At 38.2% G+C, this 14,378-nt stretch carries 13 protein-coding genes and 1 riboswitch; of the genes, 10 read left to right on the top strand and 3 right to left on the bottom strand.

What is annotated here, in order from left to right; translation table 11 throughout:
• Positions 1-186 precede the first annotated feature (186 nt).
• Both JFL43_RS09295 and JFL43_RS09300 read right to left on the bottom strand, forming a co-directional pair.
• Positions 187-339: a hypothetical protein gene (locus JFL43_RS09295; protein WP_200748831.1), complete on the bottom strand. Its 153-nt coding sequence runs from the start codon at positions 337-339 to the stop codon at positions 187-189.
• A gap of 591 nt (positions 340-930) precedes the next feature.
• Positions 931-2,724 carry a response regulator gene (locus tag JFL43_RS09300; protein ID WP_200748832.1) on the bottom strand — a complete coding sequence of 598 codons (1,794 nt, stop codon included), beginning with the start codon at positions 2,722-2,724 and terminating at the stop codon, positions 931-933.
• 293 nt (positions 2,725-3,017) lie between these two features.
• On the opposite strand from JFL43_RS09300, the gene JFL43_RS09305 reads away from it, so the two are divergent.
• From JFL43_RS09305 to JFL43_RS09320, 5 genes are all read left to right on the top strand, one after another.
• Positions 3,018-4,202: a serine hydrolase domain-containing protein gene (locus JFL43_RS09305; RefSeq protein WP_200748833.1), complete on the top strand. Its 1,185-nt coding sequence runs from the start codon at positions 3,018-3,020 to the stop codon at positions 4,200-4,202.
• 410 nt (positions 4,203-4,612) lie between these two features.
• Positions 4,613-4,765 (top strand): hypothetical protein, encoded by a 153-nt coding sequence (locus JFL43_RS09310; RefSeq protein ID WP_200748834.1) that lies wholly within the window; start codon positions 4,613-4,615, stop codon positions 4,763-4,765.
• A 94-nt stretch (positions 4,766-4,859) separates the two neighbouring features.
• Complete coding sequence (locus tag JFL43_RS09315) at positions 4,860-5,057, top strand: hypothetical protein (RefSeq protein ID WP_200748835.1); 198 nt, start codon at positions 4,860-4,862, stop codon at positions 5,055-5,057.
• A 220-nt stretch (positions 5,058-5,277) separates the two neighbouring features.
• Entirely contained in the window at positions 5,278-5,430 is a 153-nt protein-coding gene (locus JFL43_RS22465; RefSeq protein WP_234447695.1) for a hypothetical protein, read from the top strand.
• Between the two features lie 24 nt (positions 5,431-5,454).
• Positions 5,455-5,955, top strand: a complete 501-nt coding sequence (locus tag JFL43_RS09320; RefSeq protein ID WP_325166656.1) for a GNAT family N-acetyltransferase — start codon at positions 5,455-5,457, stop codon at positions 5,953-5,955.
• Between the two features lie 297 nt (positions 5,956-6,252).
• Here the strand turns inward: JFL43_RS09320 and JFL43_RS09325 are convergent, their stop codons facing one another.
• Entirely contained in the window at positions 6,253-8,025 is a 1,773-nt protein-coding gene (locus JFL43_RS09325; protein WP_200748836.1) for an oleate hydratase, read from the bottom strand.
• 573 nt (positions 8,026-8,598) lie between these two features.
• Positions 8,599-8,786, top strand: a riboswitch (cobalamin riboswitch).
• A 155-nt stretch (positions 8,787-8,941) separates the two neighbouring features.
• Between JFL43_RS09325 and nikA the strand changes: the two genes are divergently transcribed.
• The 5 genes from nikA to nikE are packed head-to-tail and all read left to right on the top strand — an operon-like array spanning position 8,942 to position 14,173.
• The gene (nikA, locus tag JFL43_RS09330; protein WP_200748837.1) at positions 8,942-10,564 is read left to right on the top strand and encodes a nickel ABC transporter substrate-binding protein; all 1,623 of its coding nucleotides are present in this window, start codon (positions 8,942-8,944) and stop codon (positions 10,562-10,564) included.
• A gap of 37 nt (positions 10,565-10,601) precedes the next feature.
• Positions 10,602-11,540: a nickel ABC transporter permease gene (gene nikB / locus JFL43_RS09335; RefSeq protein ID WP_200748838.1), complete on the top strand. Its 939-nt coding sequence runs from the start codon at positions 10,602-10,604 to the stop codon at positions 11,538-11,540.
• Positions 11,537-12,373 (top strand): nickel transporter permease, encoded by an 837-nt coding sequence (nikC, locus tag JFL43_RS09340; RefSeq protein ID WP_200748839.1) that lies wholly within the window; start codon positions 11,537-11,539, stop codon positions 12,371-12,373. Before nikB ends, nikC begins: the two co-directional genes overlap by 4 nt.
• A 15-nt stretch (positions 12,374-12,388) precedes the next feature.
• On the top strand, positions 12,389-13,360 hold the full coding sequence (locus tag JFL43_RS09345) for an ABC transporter ATP-binding protein (protein ID WP_200748840.1): 972 nt from the start codon (positions 12,389-12,391) through the stop codon (positions 13,358-13,360).
• A gap of 18 nt (positions 13,361-13,378) precedes the next feature.
• Entirely contained in the window at positions 13,379-14,173 is a 795-nt protein-coding gene (gene nikE / locus JFL43_RS09350; protein WP_200748841.1) for a nickel import ATP-binding protein NikE, read from the top strand.
• The last annotated feature ends 205 nt before the right edge of the window (positions 14,174-14,378 follow it).

The raw sequence follows: 14,378 nt of genomic DNA on the forward strand, positions 1-14,378 counted from the left end.
TGAGTTTACAACAAACTAGTACGCGACCTAATACCACAAGTCATTGAAAACTCAGGCAGCAAATTCACTACACGCACCCTAGATCTTACAGAACACTTAACCGAAATAAAGAAAAAACATAAGAGGAAGTACAGGGATTTCAAGAAACATGATAATGACTTGTTGATTCTAAAACAACAGGTGGTTTCATCCCTGTTTGACGTGACGTTCTAAATCTAGTAAATAAGAGTGTAAGTCTTCAAGTCCATCCACCGTATGTTCAATCTTCACACTGTTTTTATAGGGCATCTTTTTATCCAAGAACATTTGAACCTGATTTTCACCTTTTGCGACAACCATGGATTGACCGGTATCCTCCATCTAGCTTGTTATTCATATCTTCGCGCTTTTTATACGGGATCTCTTTGTCCCAACCAACCTAATCATGCGTTAACAAGTAGAGGGCGGACTGTTTAGTTGTCGGGATCAAGTCCCACGGGCAGGTCCGTTCTACCCCGGCTACTATCAATCTATAAATTGAATAAAAAATAGTCAACCAGATTTCTGGCTGACCTTATAATACGAACGGAGCAGGTTTGTTGAAGAGTGCTGTTTGATCTTTATTCAACAATTGGGCATTTAATGGAGTAACACTTCTTATGAGATGGATATTTAAATTGTATGGTGAAGAACTGTAATTAAACAACTGGAGTTGAATAAGAAACGTGCTAAAAATAAAAAAACATACAAAGAGCTTATAAATTTAACTAGTGTGTTGATCCAAGGAGGATTAATGCGCTTTTTTGTTGAAAAACAGTTTAAATTTCTATAATGGTTCAAACTACTATTATATGACTTTAGCTTGTTAAGATTGCATGATAAACGATTTGAATATTACGGGGAAGAAGCATTTGAAAAAAACAAGAGAAAAACCGGATAGTTTTCCAGCGCCTACACTATTTTCTCCGTTCGCGCCATTTCTATTGCTTCTTCACGGTTGTTGACGTCGAGCTTCGAGTAGAGATTCGAGCAGTAATTTCGGATCGTTCCCTCCGATAAAAATAGCTTGGCGGCGATCGACTTGTAGCGCAACCCGTTTGACAGATGCTCCAGAATCTCCATCTCGCGTTTCGTAAGCCCGTACGGGTAGTTTTCCTTACTTGAGCCAATCTTCTCCAACTGCTCGCGTTGACGCCTCATCTCTTCGAAAACACGCGTAGCGACCGATTGGTCGATCCAGGTTCCTCCGTTATAAATAAGTTTCAAGGCTTCCTTCATCTCCCGCGGATGAATCGACTTCAGCATGTAGCCTTCCGCCCCGCGCTCCAATGCAGTTGCTGCCTGCAAGGTATCCTCAAACGTTGACATGAGCACAATCTTCATATCAGGCCATCGCTGTTTCATCTCAAGTAAAGCTTCAAGCCCGTCCATTCCCTGCATGCGAATATCCATTAGCACGATATCCGGCTGCGACAGCTCACAATGTTCTAATGCTTCGCACCCGTCCCCCGCCTTACCAACGACGGTAAAATCAGCATGCTGATCCAAAAGTTGCTCCAAACTGTCGGTAATGATCGCCTGGTCATCAACAATCAGCAGGCGGATCGTGTCATGTACTGGCTCTGTCCGCAACAGAATATTACATATGACGAAAGTTCCTTGCTCAGACCCGGAATGAACGGACAGCGTGCCGTGAAATAGTTCAAGCCGTTCCTTCACCCCATTGAGCCCGAATCCGAATTGGATTTCTTCCATTCCGATGCCGTTATCTTCAATCTGTAACCGGAGCTGCTGACTATCGAAATGCAGTTGAACGGATATCACGCTCGCCTGGCCGTGCCGAACCGCGTTGGTTAGAGACTCTTGAAGGCAGCGATACAGACAAAATTTTATTTTTTGCATAACGAAAGTCTCATTGCCGATCACACGAAATTTGACCGTTATACCTGTCGACTTCATAAACTTTTCGGTTAATTGCCGCAGCGATTCACTTAACGAATGGCTTAACGGAGTATGAGAAAGCTGGTGCAGATGCTTTCGGATATCATCCAGACTGTGCTGGGCAATACCAACAAGCGAATCAATCCTCTCGATCTGCGAATCCGGCACGGACGATCGTAGCGATTCGACGCCAACGATGAGCGAGGTAAGCGCATGGCCAATCGTGTCATGCAGCTCATGTGAAAGCCGGCTGCGCTCCTCTATCAGTGTAAGCTCCTCAATCCGCTTAATATGCTGCTCTAGCAACAGCTTCTGCTCTTGAATAATTCGGGCTTGCTTATGGGACTGAATTAATATACTGAACGCGATGCCGATAGCAAAACCAAGGCTGCAGCTAACGATAAACTCATACGGGAGACGATCAGCGATCCAACCGTTCAATGCAGGGAATACGATTCCACAGAGGATACCTGTCCAGATATAGGTTTTTCGACCGCTCTCCAAGCCGATAATCATCACGAGTAAAACGAAAGACCAAAGCAATTCCGGCGCTGCGTAGGCTAAATAAAGATGAAAAAAGCCCGCTGCCGTGACATCGACTGCAAGATACCGGTCTTCTTTCCTATAGCGGACGATTAATGGAACGAGGTAAACGACAAAAGTAAGAGAAAGAACAATCCAAAGCGACGCATCGATTAATGACGGATTGATAAAATCAGCGCTTGTGATTATGACCAGCCAAAGCGTTCGTATCGCCACAAATATCCAATCATACCAGAACCATTTTTTCATTATGGAGAACACGGATTATGAACACCTACTTGTAATTTTTTTCAAACCAATTGCCGAATGAATCAGAGCTATCATGCACCATTACTTCCCGATCCGTCAAGCTAATGAGGAGGGATGGTTAGAATTTAGCTTAGAAAGTACGTCATATATGACAGTTGACAGTTTGTCATGCGTTATAAGTGACAGGTCCAAATAAGATGTCATCAAAAGCTTAGCGGTTTTATCACTGTTCGATTTTACAATTCCGGAGGTAAGATGAGGGGGTAAATCAGAACAACATTCTAAAATAATAGGAGCGATGCATTATGAAATCATTCACCATTCAAAAAAGAGTTGCACTTACTTTAACAGCTATATTGGCGGGTCCACTGGCTTTCGATGCTTATGGAACTGTCCACGCAAAAGATCAGACGGCAACCTATCAAGCTATCGATAAAGTTGGCAATAACGAGAAAGAAAAGAAAAGAAAGCATCGGGAAGAAGTCAAACTCGTCATGGATCAAGTAGTTACCACCAAAGGAGTCCCAAGTGTCATAGCTGGCGGGCTACAGGACGGGAAAAGCTGGTCTTACGCTACAGGTACAGCAAGTTACGAAGTACCACGCCCGGTGGAGTCCGATTTCTCATTCCGTATTGGAAGCATTTCGAAGACGTTCACCGCCTCCGTTGTATTGCAGTTGGCTGACGAGAAAAAATTGAATCTGGATGATTCGGTCGAAAAATGGCTGCCAGGGGTCATAAAAGGTAAAGGGTATGACGGCAATAAAATTACGATACGTCAGTTATTGAATCATACAAGTGGGCTTGCTAGCTATACAGATTTGGATTTCCGAGATATTACTTTGCCTCAAAATCCATACCGTTACTATTCCGTCGATGAGCTTATCGGCATGGGACTTTCAAAGCCGCCTGTATTTGCGCCAGGGAAGGGCTGGGACTATTCCAACATGAATACTGTACTAGCCGGTCAAATTATTCAGAAGGTAACAGGAGAAACGTATGCGGAGCAGATCAGGAAACGTTTCATCATACCTCTTGGGATGACAGGAACATTTGTGATGGGAAATAGTCACGAAATTTCGGGTAAGCATGCCACAGGATATAATATGGACAGATCGGGTCATTTGTATGATCTTACAGAAATGAATCAATCATGGGCAAATGCAGCCGGAGATATAGTCTCAACAACCATAGATTTGACTACCTTCTTCAGTGCGCTGTTAGGCGGGGAGCTTCTATCTCAAGAGATGATGGACCAGATGCACACAACCGTAGATGGACCTTTTGGTAAAGTCGGACTAGGAATTTATGAATTTAAAACAGCGGACGGGCAATCCTACTGGGGGCATGCCGGCGGTACTTTCGGATATGAATCGAGAGCCGTTGGATCTCTAGACGGGAAGCATATTTTGGTAACGGCCATCAACGCGGTAGGCCCGGTAGTGTCGTCGGCTCACGATAAAATAATCAATAAGGAGTTTGGCCGTTAAGTTTAAAGCCGACATCGCTCCCTTTATTTGAGAGCGGTGTCGGTTTTCTTGCTGAGATTGCAGTCTCTTCATGTAAGGGGTACTGCCAACATTTCGGGAATTTTGTAAAGTAAGCAAATTTAACCTTAAAAAAAGCCGTTAAGGAATCAACCTTTTATTTTTCTTGTTGAAGCTTTCAATGTCTGTGGGGAATAGCCTTCCATTCGTTTGTCAGATTCAAATGCTTGAGGATTATTGCTAACTCTATCGAAATATAGACATATTGATATTTTACTAACGAGGCAAGTTAGTAAAATAAGAAGGAATATTTACAAGAATGTTGAAGTAGCAAATAGTATATCGTTCATCTAAGAAGAATTTAACTAACTTATTTAATAATAGGGAATGTCTAGTTGATAAGGGGGAGCAATATGAGGAACAAAATGATTATGTTGATTTCTTTGCTAATTTTAATGACACTTGTCGGCTGTAAAAATATTGATACGAATGAAACTCGGGAGGTAAGTTCTACTTTTTCATTACCCGTTACTTTTGGGTTGGGACAGAAGGTGAGTATTTGCTGATTGGTGAAGAAGGGAAAATTGGTTTTTTGGTCGGATCGGGTAAAAAGATGAGGCAGTAGAAGAAACGATTATTGCTAATAAAGCAGATAAGTATATGTGGTATTTTTGGGGAGCGAAAGATAGTATTATTGGTGATTTTAAAGTAGTTGGAACTGACAAAGAAGGGAAAGAACATCACGTGTTGGTATCTGGTAATGATACAGTATGGCAATATCCCAATATTTCCATTAGCCCTAATAAAGGTGCCGATTCCCATATCCCATCTTATATGGTGTTCCCTACAAGTGGATGATGGAAATTAGAAATATATTTTAATGAGAAATTGTTTGAGGAAATAGTTATAAACGTTGAAGATAGTTAAATTATCTTCAACAAACGAGGGCTTTACTTGAAGATAATTGTAGTTGCATATGCAGCTCTTTTTTTATTGTACTAACGGGGCTGTTTAATACAACAAAAGACAAAAAAAAATGATACCTAGATTGATACGTTAAAATTACTGAGGAATATTCATGTTATCTGATTTAGAATTGATGGAACATCATGTGAATGTTTTACATAAACACGATGCTGAAAATCGAGTAACAGTCGTGAATGAACCACCATACGATGTTGCACCAAGAATTTTCGTTGGTGGTACCCACCTGGGGAGTGTAGTAAGGTAGTCAAATACATTGGATGCGAGCCTTGTGGAGAAGTTAGAACAGGTTATAGGTACAAATCCTGGTGCTTATCTAGGAGAATTAATCAGTGTTTTAAGTATAGATCGTCAATTAATTAATTTATGGATAGGCCCAGCGTATGTGTTTCCAGATGTAAGGGATAGGGCTCATACACAAGCAAAACAAGTTACTCATGAAAACAAAGAGCTTTTAAAGCTTTATTTTCCATATACATTTGAGGATTTTGAGTATAAGCAACCTTGTTTTGTAATAGTTGAAGACAATATTCCTGTTTCGATTTGTTGCAGTGCAAGGAGTTCCACAAAAGCAGACGAAGCAAGTGTATTCACACATGAAGATTATCGTGGAAGAGGATACGGTATAGATGTTACAAATGCTTGGGCAGCGGAGGTACAAAAACAAGGACGAATTGCACTATATAGCACTTCGTGGGATAACTTTGCATCCCAATCTGTGGCAAGGAAACTAAAATTACTTCAGTATGGAACAGACATTCATATGAGTTAAAGTAACTGTAAAATACAAGACTCCCTCTTCAAAATCGGGGGAGTTACTTAAAGAAGATTACCGCTTTTACTTAGTGTAACCAATTCAACTGGTAGAGTATGAGGATCAAATTTTTAAAACATATAGAGTATACAATGAAATAGCTATAATGCTACGGGCGACGATTTATATAAATGGGGTGAGTATATTAATTGGTAAATAAAAACGGCTTGTGATTATTGTAGTAATCAACAAGCCGATTTTTATCTAAATTTTATTAGATATTATCAATTTTTCACAATACTTGATGTTAGTTTGTTAAATCAATTTACTTTCTTTGAGTAAATCATAGATTATTGTTTCCTTCGTTTTGTGAATACCAAATTTACCTATTTGTTTTAGGATAAATGGAGCATCTACATCTGTTAATTTTTTACCATCTAGTAAGCGAGCGGTTGAAGCTAATAAAGTACGAATATCATAAGTAGATGCAAATACTTCTGGAACACCTCGATCAATATCTAACAATTGATAAACAGCTTCCATCGCTGTTCTTACTGAATACTCAGTTGTAAATACTGTGTCTCTTTCAGTTTCACTAAAGTTCCCCATGAAGGCTAAGTTAACAGATCCATTAGGGACAACTAAAGGACGATCTCCCATTGCTCTAGGCATGAAGTAAGATGTTATATAAGGCATGTAACACGGAATTGTATTACAAGAATTCTGTGCTAAATCCGGTATTTCGTCTACAGGCACACCCATATGGTACAACCACTCTTGCGCGATCTCACTTCCAGAACATTCAGTAATACTTTTTTTAATAAAATCACCTGGTTTATTAGATAGTAAACCATAAATCCAAACGACTAATTGGTCTTTTGGTTGATCTTTAAAATGAGGTTGTCGGTTCAACGTATAGCTTAGCATCCAATTAGAATCTGTAGCAGTTACAATACCACCAGTAACTACCTTACCAGCGTATGGATCTCTTTTGCTTATTTTTTCAATATATGGAGCTACTTTAGCATCCAATGTAGTTAGTGTTGCTGAAACAAACCAACTTTCTTCCGGAAGATCATCGCAGAATTTTTCTGGTCTACCGAACTCAGAATCTTGGGAAGCGATGTTTTTCCAAAGTGACCAGCTTCCACCTAAATCAGTACTTATAGGGGCTGGCGTATTATTATCGCCGTATGTTGTACTCTCCGTAATACTACCATTTGTAACAAATACCAACTCATTTTCCGTTAGCTCTATATTTTTTTTCTCACCATTCTGTTTTAACACCAAAGTATGAGCTACCTTTTTGTCGCCAACTCTATCAACTAAAACATTCTCTACAACTGTATTATACTGAAAATCAACATTATGCTTTTCTAAATAGTTAATCATAGGAAGTACCAAAGATTCATATTGGTTATACTTTGTAAACTTCAAAGCAGATAAATCAGGTAATCCACCAATATGATGAATAAAACGTACAATGTAACGACGCATTTCCATTGCAGAATGCCATTTTTCAAAAGCAAACATCGTGGACCAATATAGCCAAAAATTCGATTCAAAGAATTCTTCAGAGAAAACATCCGTAATTTTTTTATCCTCTAATTTCTCTTCAGGAGTAAAAAATAATTTAATCATTTCTTCAGATGATTTATCAGATAATGTGAATTTTCCATCATCCTCAAGTCTTTGTCCTCTTTTTTCAATCAATCTACATTTAGAGTAATTAGGATCTTCTTTATTTAACCAATAAAACTCATCTAAAACAGAAGCATTTTCTATTTCTAAAGATGGGATTGAACGAAATAAATCCCATAAGCATTCAAAATGATCTTCCATTTCTCGACCACCACGAATAATAAAACCCCTTGTCGGATTTAGAATACCATCAAGACTACCTCCTGAGATATCTAACTCTTCGAGAATATGAATATTCTCTCCTTTCATTTGGCCATCACGAATTAAAAAACATGCGGCTGAAAGTGAGGCTAGTCCCGAACCAATAAGATATGCTGATTTCTCATCAACACCCTCAGGTTTTTTAGGACGTGCGAAAGCTTCATAATTACCATTACTGTAATACATAATACCGCCTCCATAAATTATTATTCCGATATAGAATACCATAAATTTACATGATAATGGTAAAACGGGGTAAGAATTAACAAAATATTCAATTTTAAAGTTAAACTGTAGATATACATATCCTTCTCATTTGACATAACAATTCATTGCATTTTTATTAATTATTTATCGATATCTTTTTCATCAATGGAATTATGCGATATCTGGAAATTAGGTTGCTCTTGTAGCGGTTAACCTGTACCAAACTAAAGAGCAGGAATTAATTGTATGATATCCATTTTACGGAATTAACCACAAGGCTTTTGGTTAAAGTATGCAATCTTATTGTACGAATGAAGGGTTATTGTTTTTATCGTATCAAAAATAAATGACTTTATTATTTCTCCACAGTTAAATTATTACTATAGATAGGGGGATTTACAACCAGCAACGGTATGTGTAACTGCAACAAAACGTGCTAATTTTGTTGTAAAACTTTTGAATAAAATTAAGACTTAAAATTGATATAGCTTTAAGTTGTAATAACGAATATACTTTATATTAGGAAAACTTTTTTTATTTGCACAAAAAATTACATATAGTATTGGAATAGGTGTGTTCGTTTAATAGCGAATACTTAAAAGGGAAGTCGGTGGAAATCCGACATGGTCCCGCCGCTGTAAAGGGGAGTCTTATGCAAAAAAGTCACTGGATATTATCTGGGAAGACGCATGGAGATGATGAACCTAAGTCAGAAGACCTGCCTGTTCTAGAAATGCTGATAAACCTACGGGAGATAGGGAGGTGTTAGAGTGCGAGGAGACAAATTTGTTTTTAAATTATAAGCATTGCTGACCTTTTTAATTGGGTTAGGAATGCTTTTTTGTATGCCAATATTTTATGCGTAGTGAAATTTTATAGTTGAAGGTGAGAAAAAATGTTATTCAAACGATCAAAATTATTAAGTCTTCTCTTTGTACTATTATTAATGTTCGTAACGGGTTGCAGCAATACGCCCAAAGGTTCAGAAAATACTTCACCTAAAGATAATGAGAAAGTAGTTACTTTTTCCATGACTGGAGATATAGGTGACTTAAATCCACATACATATTTTCCAAATGAGTTTTTTTCACAGGCTATGGTATACGAATCTCTTGTTAATTACGGTGAAGGCGGAGAAATTCAGCCATGGCTAGCAGAGAGTTGGGATGTATCGAAAGATGGTAAAGAATATGTATTCCATCTGAGAGAAGGCGTTAAATTTTCAGATGGTTCACAATTTAATGCTGCTATCGTCAAGAAAAACTTTGATACCATTTTAGATAATCGCAAACAACATGACTGGGTTGAATTAATTAACCAAATCAAAGGTACTGAAGTAGTGGATGACTATACATTTAAACTTACATTGCACAATTCGTATTATCCAACGCTTCAAGAATTAGCATACATCAGACCTTTGAGATTTGTAGGAGAAGCGGCTTTTCCTGCTAGTCAAGACACATTTAAGGATGGACTCAAGTCTCAGATTGGTACAGGCCCGTGGGTACTTAGTGAATATAAGAAAAATGAGTTTGCTGTATTTGAAAGAAATGAGCAGTATTGGGGCACTAAACCTCAAGTAGATAAGGTAATTGTTAAAGTCATTACTGACGGTGAATCTAGAGTATTAGCTTTTGAGAAAAAGGAACTTGATTTTATTTTTGGTAACGGGGTTATTAGCCAAGATTCATTCCAGTTTTTAAAGGATTCAGGGAAATATGAAACTAAGTTGTCAGAGCCTACAGCTACAAGAACGCTGCTTTTTAACACAAATAAAGAGGCAACTAAAGACCATAAAGTACGTTTAGCGCTCAACTATGCATTTAATAAAAAAGCTGTGATCGATAATATTTTTTATGGTATGGAACAAAAAGCTGATACTTTGTTTCCACCTGTTCTGGATTACACGAAGATTAATATAGATCCTTATGAATATGATACAGAAAAAGCAGAACAATTATTAGATGAAGCGGGATGGAAAAAAGTTGAGGGGAAACCGTTTAGAGAAAAAGACGGAAAAGAATTGCAACTGGAATTCCTATTTAATAGTACAGACAACATCCAAAAGTCAATTGCAGAATTTGTCCAAGGTGATTTTAGAAAACTAGGGATAGATATTAAGTTGACTAGTCAAGAAACAACTACTTTTTGGACAACGGCATTCCAAGGTAAGTATGATTTATTATTTACATCAACATGGGCTGTGCCTTTTGACCCGCATTCTTATTTAGCCTCTATTACGACAGATTCAGAAAATGGAGGTCCAGATTACACCGCGCTATTAGGTCTTCCAGAAAAGAAAGAAATAGACAAGAAGATTAAGAAAGTATTATTAACGACAGACGAAAAAGAAAGAAAAAAGCTGTATACAGATATATTAACGACGTTACATGATCAAGCTGTTTACTTACCAATATCCTTCCAGTCTAATATAGCTGTTTATCATAAAAATATTAGCGGCGTAGATTTTTTACCTCAAGAAGCTGAGGTGCCTTTAACTACAATTGATGTTAATTGAAGCAAGGAATATTAAAAACAACTTAGAGGAGTACTACATGGGTTGGTTTATTATTAAACGTCTCACAAGTTTAATTCCAATATTATTAGGAATATCCCTCATCACTTTTATCTTGTTGCACTTAATCCCTGGAGATCCAGCGGTAGCTTATTTAAGGATGTCACATATTCCACCTACGGATGAGGCTGTGGCAGCCCTTCGACTTGAGCTTGGATTAAATAAGCCTTTATATATCCAGTATTTTGAATGGTTAGGAAATGTGATGCAATTAGATTTAGGGATGTCTTATGTTTCCAAAAATGCCGTCTGGGACGAAATGTTGTTGCATTTGGTTCCTACAATCCAGCTCACATTTGCTGCGCTGATCTTTATTGTTGTTATTAGCTTACCTATGGGAATGATTTCTGCAATTTATAAGGGGAAATGGGTTGATCAGTTTAGCAGAGTAGTAGCTTTTGTCAGTGTTTCTATGCCTACATTCTGGTTTGGGTTTCTTTTGATTTATTTTTTATCTGTAAAATTAGATTTATTTCCTGTTTTGGGGAGGGGAACACTGGCTCATCTTGTGCTTCCTTCTTTAACACTTGCTTTTGGTTATATAGGTACGAATATGCGATTGCTTCGAGCTAGTATGCTGGAAAATTTAAATGAGCCATTTGTTGTATATGCTAGAGCGAGGGGGGTAAGCGAAAGAAGAATCGTTAGCAGACATGTGTTAAAAAAGTCCTTACTACCTGTTGTAACTGGGCTTGGTATGAGCCTCGGGAACATGTTAGGAGGAGCAGTTATTGTTGAGACCATTTTTGCTTGGCCTGGCATGGGACAATTATTCGTCTCCTCTATTATAAATCAAGATTATCCAATGATTCAGGGCTGTGTTTTGTTTATGAGTGTGATTTTTGTGGTCTGTAATCTCTTTGTAGATCTTACATATTCCTTCCTAGATCCCCGTATACGATTGGAGGGAGGGAAATGAGACAGATACAAAACATGAAACGAAAGCTATTGTCACATAAACTTATGATGATCAGCAGCAGCATTATTTTCTTCATGATAGTATTAGCTCTTTTTGCTTCTTTTTTTGCTCCTAATGATCCGAACTTGGTTGATATCGCTCAGAAGCTGCATGGGCCTTCTTCTCAGTTTCCTTTGGGGACGGATCATTTAGGGAGATGTATATTATCGCGATTAATCTTTGGAACACAGACCTCGCTCGGAACAGCTTTCCTTGTCATGGGCTTAATGATGATGATTAGTATCTCTCTTGGTATTTTTGCAGGCTATACAGGTGGTAAGGTTGATTATATTTTCATGAGAATCTGTGACATCCTTATGGCATTTCCCAGTTTTCTTCTTTCATTAGCGTTAGTTGGCATTTTAGGACCGGGTCTTGTTAATCTGATTTTGGCGATGGTGCTTGTCCAATGGGTTTTTTATGCTCGTGTTATTCGAGGAATGGTGCTTAGTGTAAAGGAACAAAATTTTGTGTTAGCAGCTAAAATATGTGGAACACCAAAGTTAGTCATTATTATCAAGCATATTTTACCTGCCATTATCTCTCAAGTTGTTGTATTAATTTTTATGGATATTGGAGGCATTATTTTAGCTATTTCCAGTCTCTCCTTTCTTGGTCTTGGCATACAGCCACCAGAAGCAGAGTGGGGAATGATGATTAATGATAGTAAGCCATTTTTTAGAAATTATCCTTCATTAATGCTGTACCCGGGGATGATAATCTTCATCGTTGTCATTGCCTTTAATTTGTTTGGCGAAGCTTTAAGAGATGCTCTTCATATAAAAAAGGAATAGAAGGGAGGACGTGAGATGCGACAACAACCCCTTCTAATTGTGGATAATTTAAATGTAGCCGTATCAACACCCCATGGAATGAATCACACGGTTCATAATGTCAATTTAAAGTTAGAGGCTGGGAAAGTACTGGGTCTTGTCGGTGAGAGTGGATCTGGGAAAACGATGACATGCATGTCTTTATTAAATCTTTTACCTGAAAAGGCAGAAGTGATGCAAGGGAACATCAAGTTTAAAGATATAGACCTTCTAAATTGTCCAACAGAAGACATGAGGAAAGTGCGGGGCAGTGAGATTGCATTGATTATGCAAAACCCGATGATTGCCTTTAATCCTGTCCGGACGATTGAGCGGCATTTTATTGAAACACTCAGAACTCATTTGACTGTCACTAAGCGGCAAGCGCGGAAAATAGCTGTGGATTTTTTAGGGGAAATGGACTTGCCTAATCCAGAGAGTGTACTGAAGCAATACCCATTTCAGTTAAGTGGCGGGATGTTGCAACGAGTAATGATCGCGATTACTATGTCTTTAAATCCTTCTGTTCTCATTGCTGATGAGCCGACAACTGCACTTGATGCGACAAATCAACTTCAAGTATTGAAACAGTTGGATAAGTTAAGAAAGGAATACAATACAGGCATTTTATTAGTATCCCATGATCTAGGCGTAATTGCTCAGCTAGCTGACGAAGTAGCTGTGATGTATGGCGGCTATATCGTCGAGCAGGCACCGGTGTTGGAGTTGTTCAATCACCCTAAGCACCCCTATACGCGAGTTTTGTTAGAATCCAGACTTGGATTAACAAGACGAAAGATGAAAAGTGAAAAACAGGTTAATGTTTCGCGTCCTAATTTAATACATAGTGAAAATGCTTGTCCATTTATAGAAAGATGTGGGGATGCAGATCACACTTGTTTAAGTTACAATCTTGAATTTATAGAGTATAAAAAAGATCATCTAGTACGATGTGTAAAATCACGATAAAGAGTAGGTGAATGAAAAGTGAGCTTACTTGAGTTGAGAGCTATAAAGAAAACATACTTGCTCGGGAACTCTATTTTTGGAAAGCGAAAAACTGTTGAAGCCGTTAAAAGTGTCACACTTACTTTGGAATCAGGAGTTTGTTTAGGCATCGTAGGAGAAAGTGGATCGGGCAAGAGTACACTTGGCAAAATTATTCTGGGACTGGAAAAGCCAGATCAGGGAGAGGTTTTGTTTCAGGGGAAGAATCTCCATAGTTTTAAAGCAAAAGAATTAAAGGAGTTACGGCGAAATCTACAGGTGGTTTTTCAAGATTGTTATAGCGCTGTTAACCCAAGACTAACGATCGGTGAAATTATTGCAGAGCCTTTAAGAAATTATGAAAGACTCACATCCTCTGAAGAGCAAAAGCAAGTACAGGGGCTCTTGGAGTTGGTCGGGTTAAATCCGGAAGATATGTATAGATACCCTTCTCAATTCAGCGGGGGACAGCTACAAAGAATCAATATTGCAAGAGCAATTGCTTTAAAGCCAAAACTAATAATTCTTGATGAAGCTGTCAGTGCTTTAGATGCTCTTGTTCAAGTACAAATTTTAAATCTTTTGGCACAATTAAAAGAAGAGTTTCAGCTATCGTATCTCTTTATTTCTCATGATTTACAGGCGGTCAATTATATAGCAGACCGTCTAGCTGTAATGTGCAAAGGTGAAGTAGTTGAATGGTTGGATGATATGGGACAACTTGAAAGATTAGAACATCCTGTTTCTAAAAAGTTATTGTCTTCCGTGTTACCTCAATATCCGGGATTTTTGTGACGTGGGAAATATAGTGCTAAATAATAAGCGGAACTTGAGTTGGAGCATTATGGTTAGTCTTTCAAGGGGAATATATAGAAGTATAAGAAGAACATGAGCAAAAAAGTTGTCTCAAAACGGTAAATAAGCTAAAAAAACCTGGTTAACTGATATATCACCGTTTCTGAAATTCAAAAGGGGCTTCTCTTAGTCGGACAATCGACTT

Source organism: Viridibacillus soli (assembly GCF_016612995.1).
Lineage (GTDB): Bacteria > Bacillota > Bacilli > Bacillales_A > Planococcaceae > Viridibacillus > Viridibacillus soli.

Coding starts and splice junctions, on each gene's coding strand:
- JFL43_RS09295 (WP_200748831.1), bottom strand. CDS start 339: ATGGTTGTCGCAAAAGGTGAAAATCAGGTTCAAATGTTCTTGGATAAA.
- JFL43_RS09305 (WP_200748833.1), top strand. CDS start 3,018: ATGAAATCATTCACCATTCAAAAAAGAGTTGCACTTACTTTAACAGCT.
- JFL43_RS09310 (WP_200748834.1), top strand. CDS start 4,613: ATGAGGAACAAAATGATTATGTTGATTTCTTTGCTAATTTTAATGACA.
- JFL43_RS09315 (WP_200748835.1), top strand. CDS start 4,860: ATGTGGTATTTTTGGGGAGCGAAAGATAGTATTATTGGTGATTTTAAA.
- JFL43_RS22465 (WP_234447695.1), top strand. CDS start 5,278: ATGTTATCTGATTTAGAATTGATGGAACATCATGTGAATGTTTTACAT.
- JFL43_RS09325 (WP_200748836.1), bottom strand. CDS start 8,025: ATGTATTACAGTAATGGTAATTATGAAGCTTTCGCACGTCCTAAAAAA.
- nikA (WP_200748837.1), top strand. CDS start 8,942: ATGTTATTCAAACGATCAAAATTATTAAGTCTTCTCTTTGTACTATTA.
- nikB (WP_200748838.1), top strand. CDS start 10,602: ATGGGTTGGTTTATTATTAAACGTCTCACAAGTTTAATTCCAATATTA.
- nikC (WP_200748839.1), top strand. CDS start 11,537: ATGAGACAGATACAAAACATGAAACGAAAGCTATTGTCACATAAACTT.
- JFL43_RS09345 (WP_200748840.1), top strand. CDS start 12,389: ATGCGACAACAACCCCTTCTAATTGTGGATAATTTAAATGTAGCCGTA.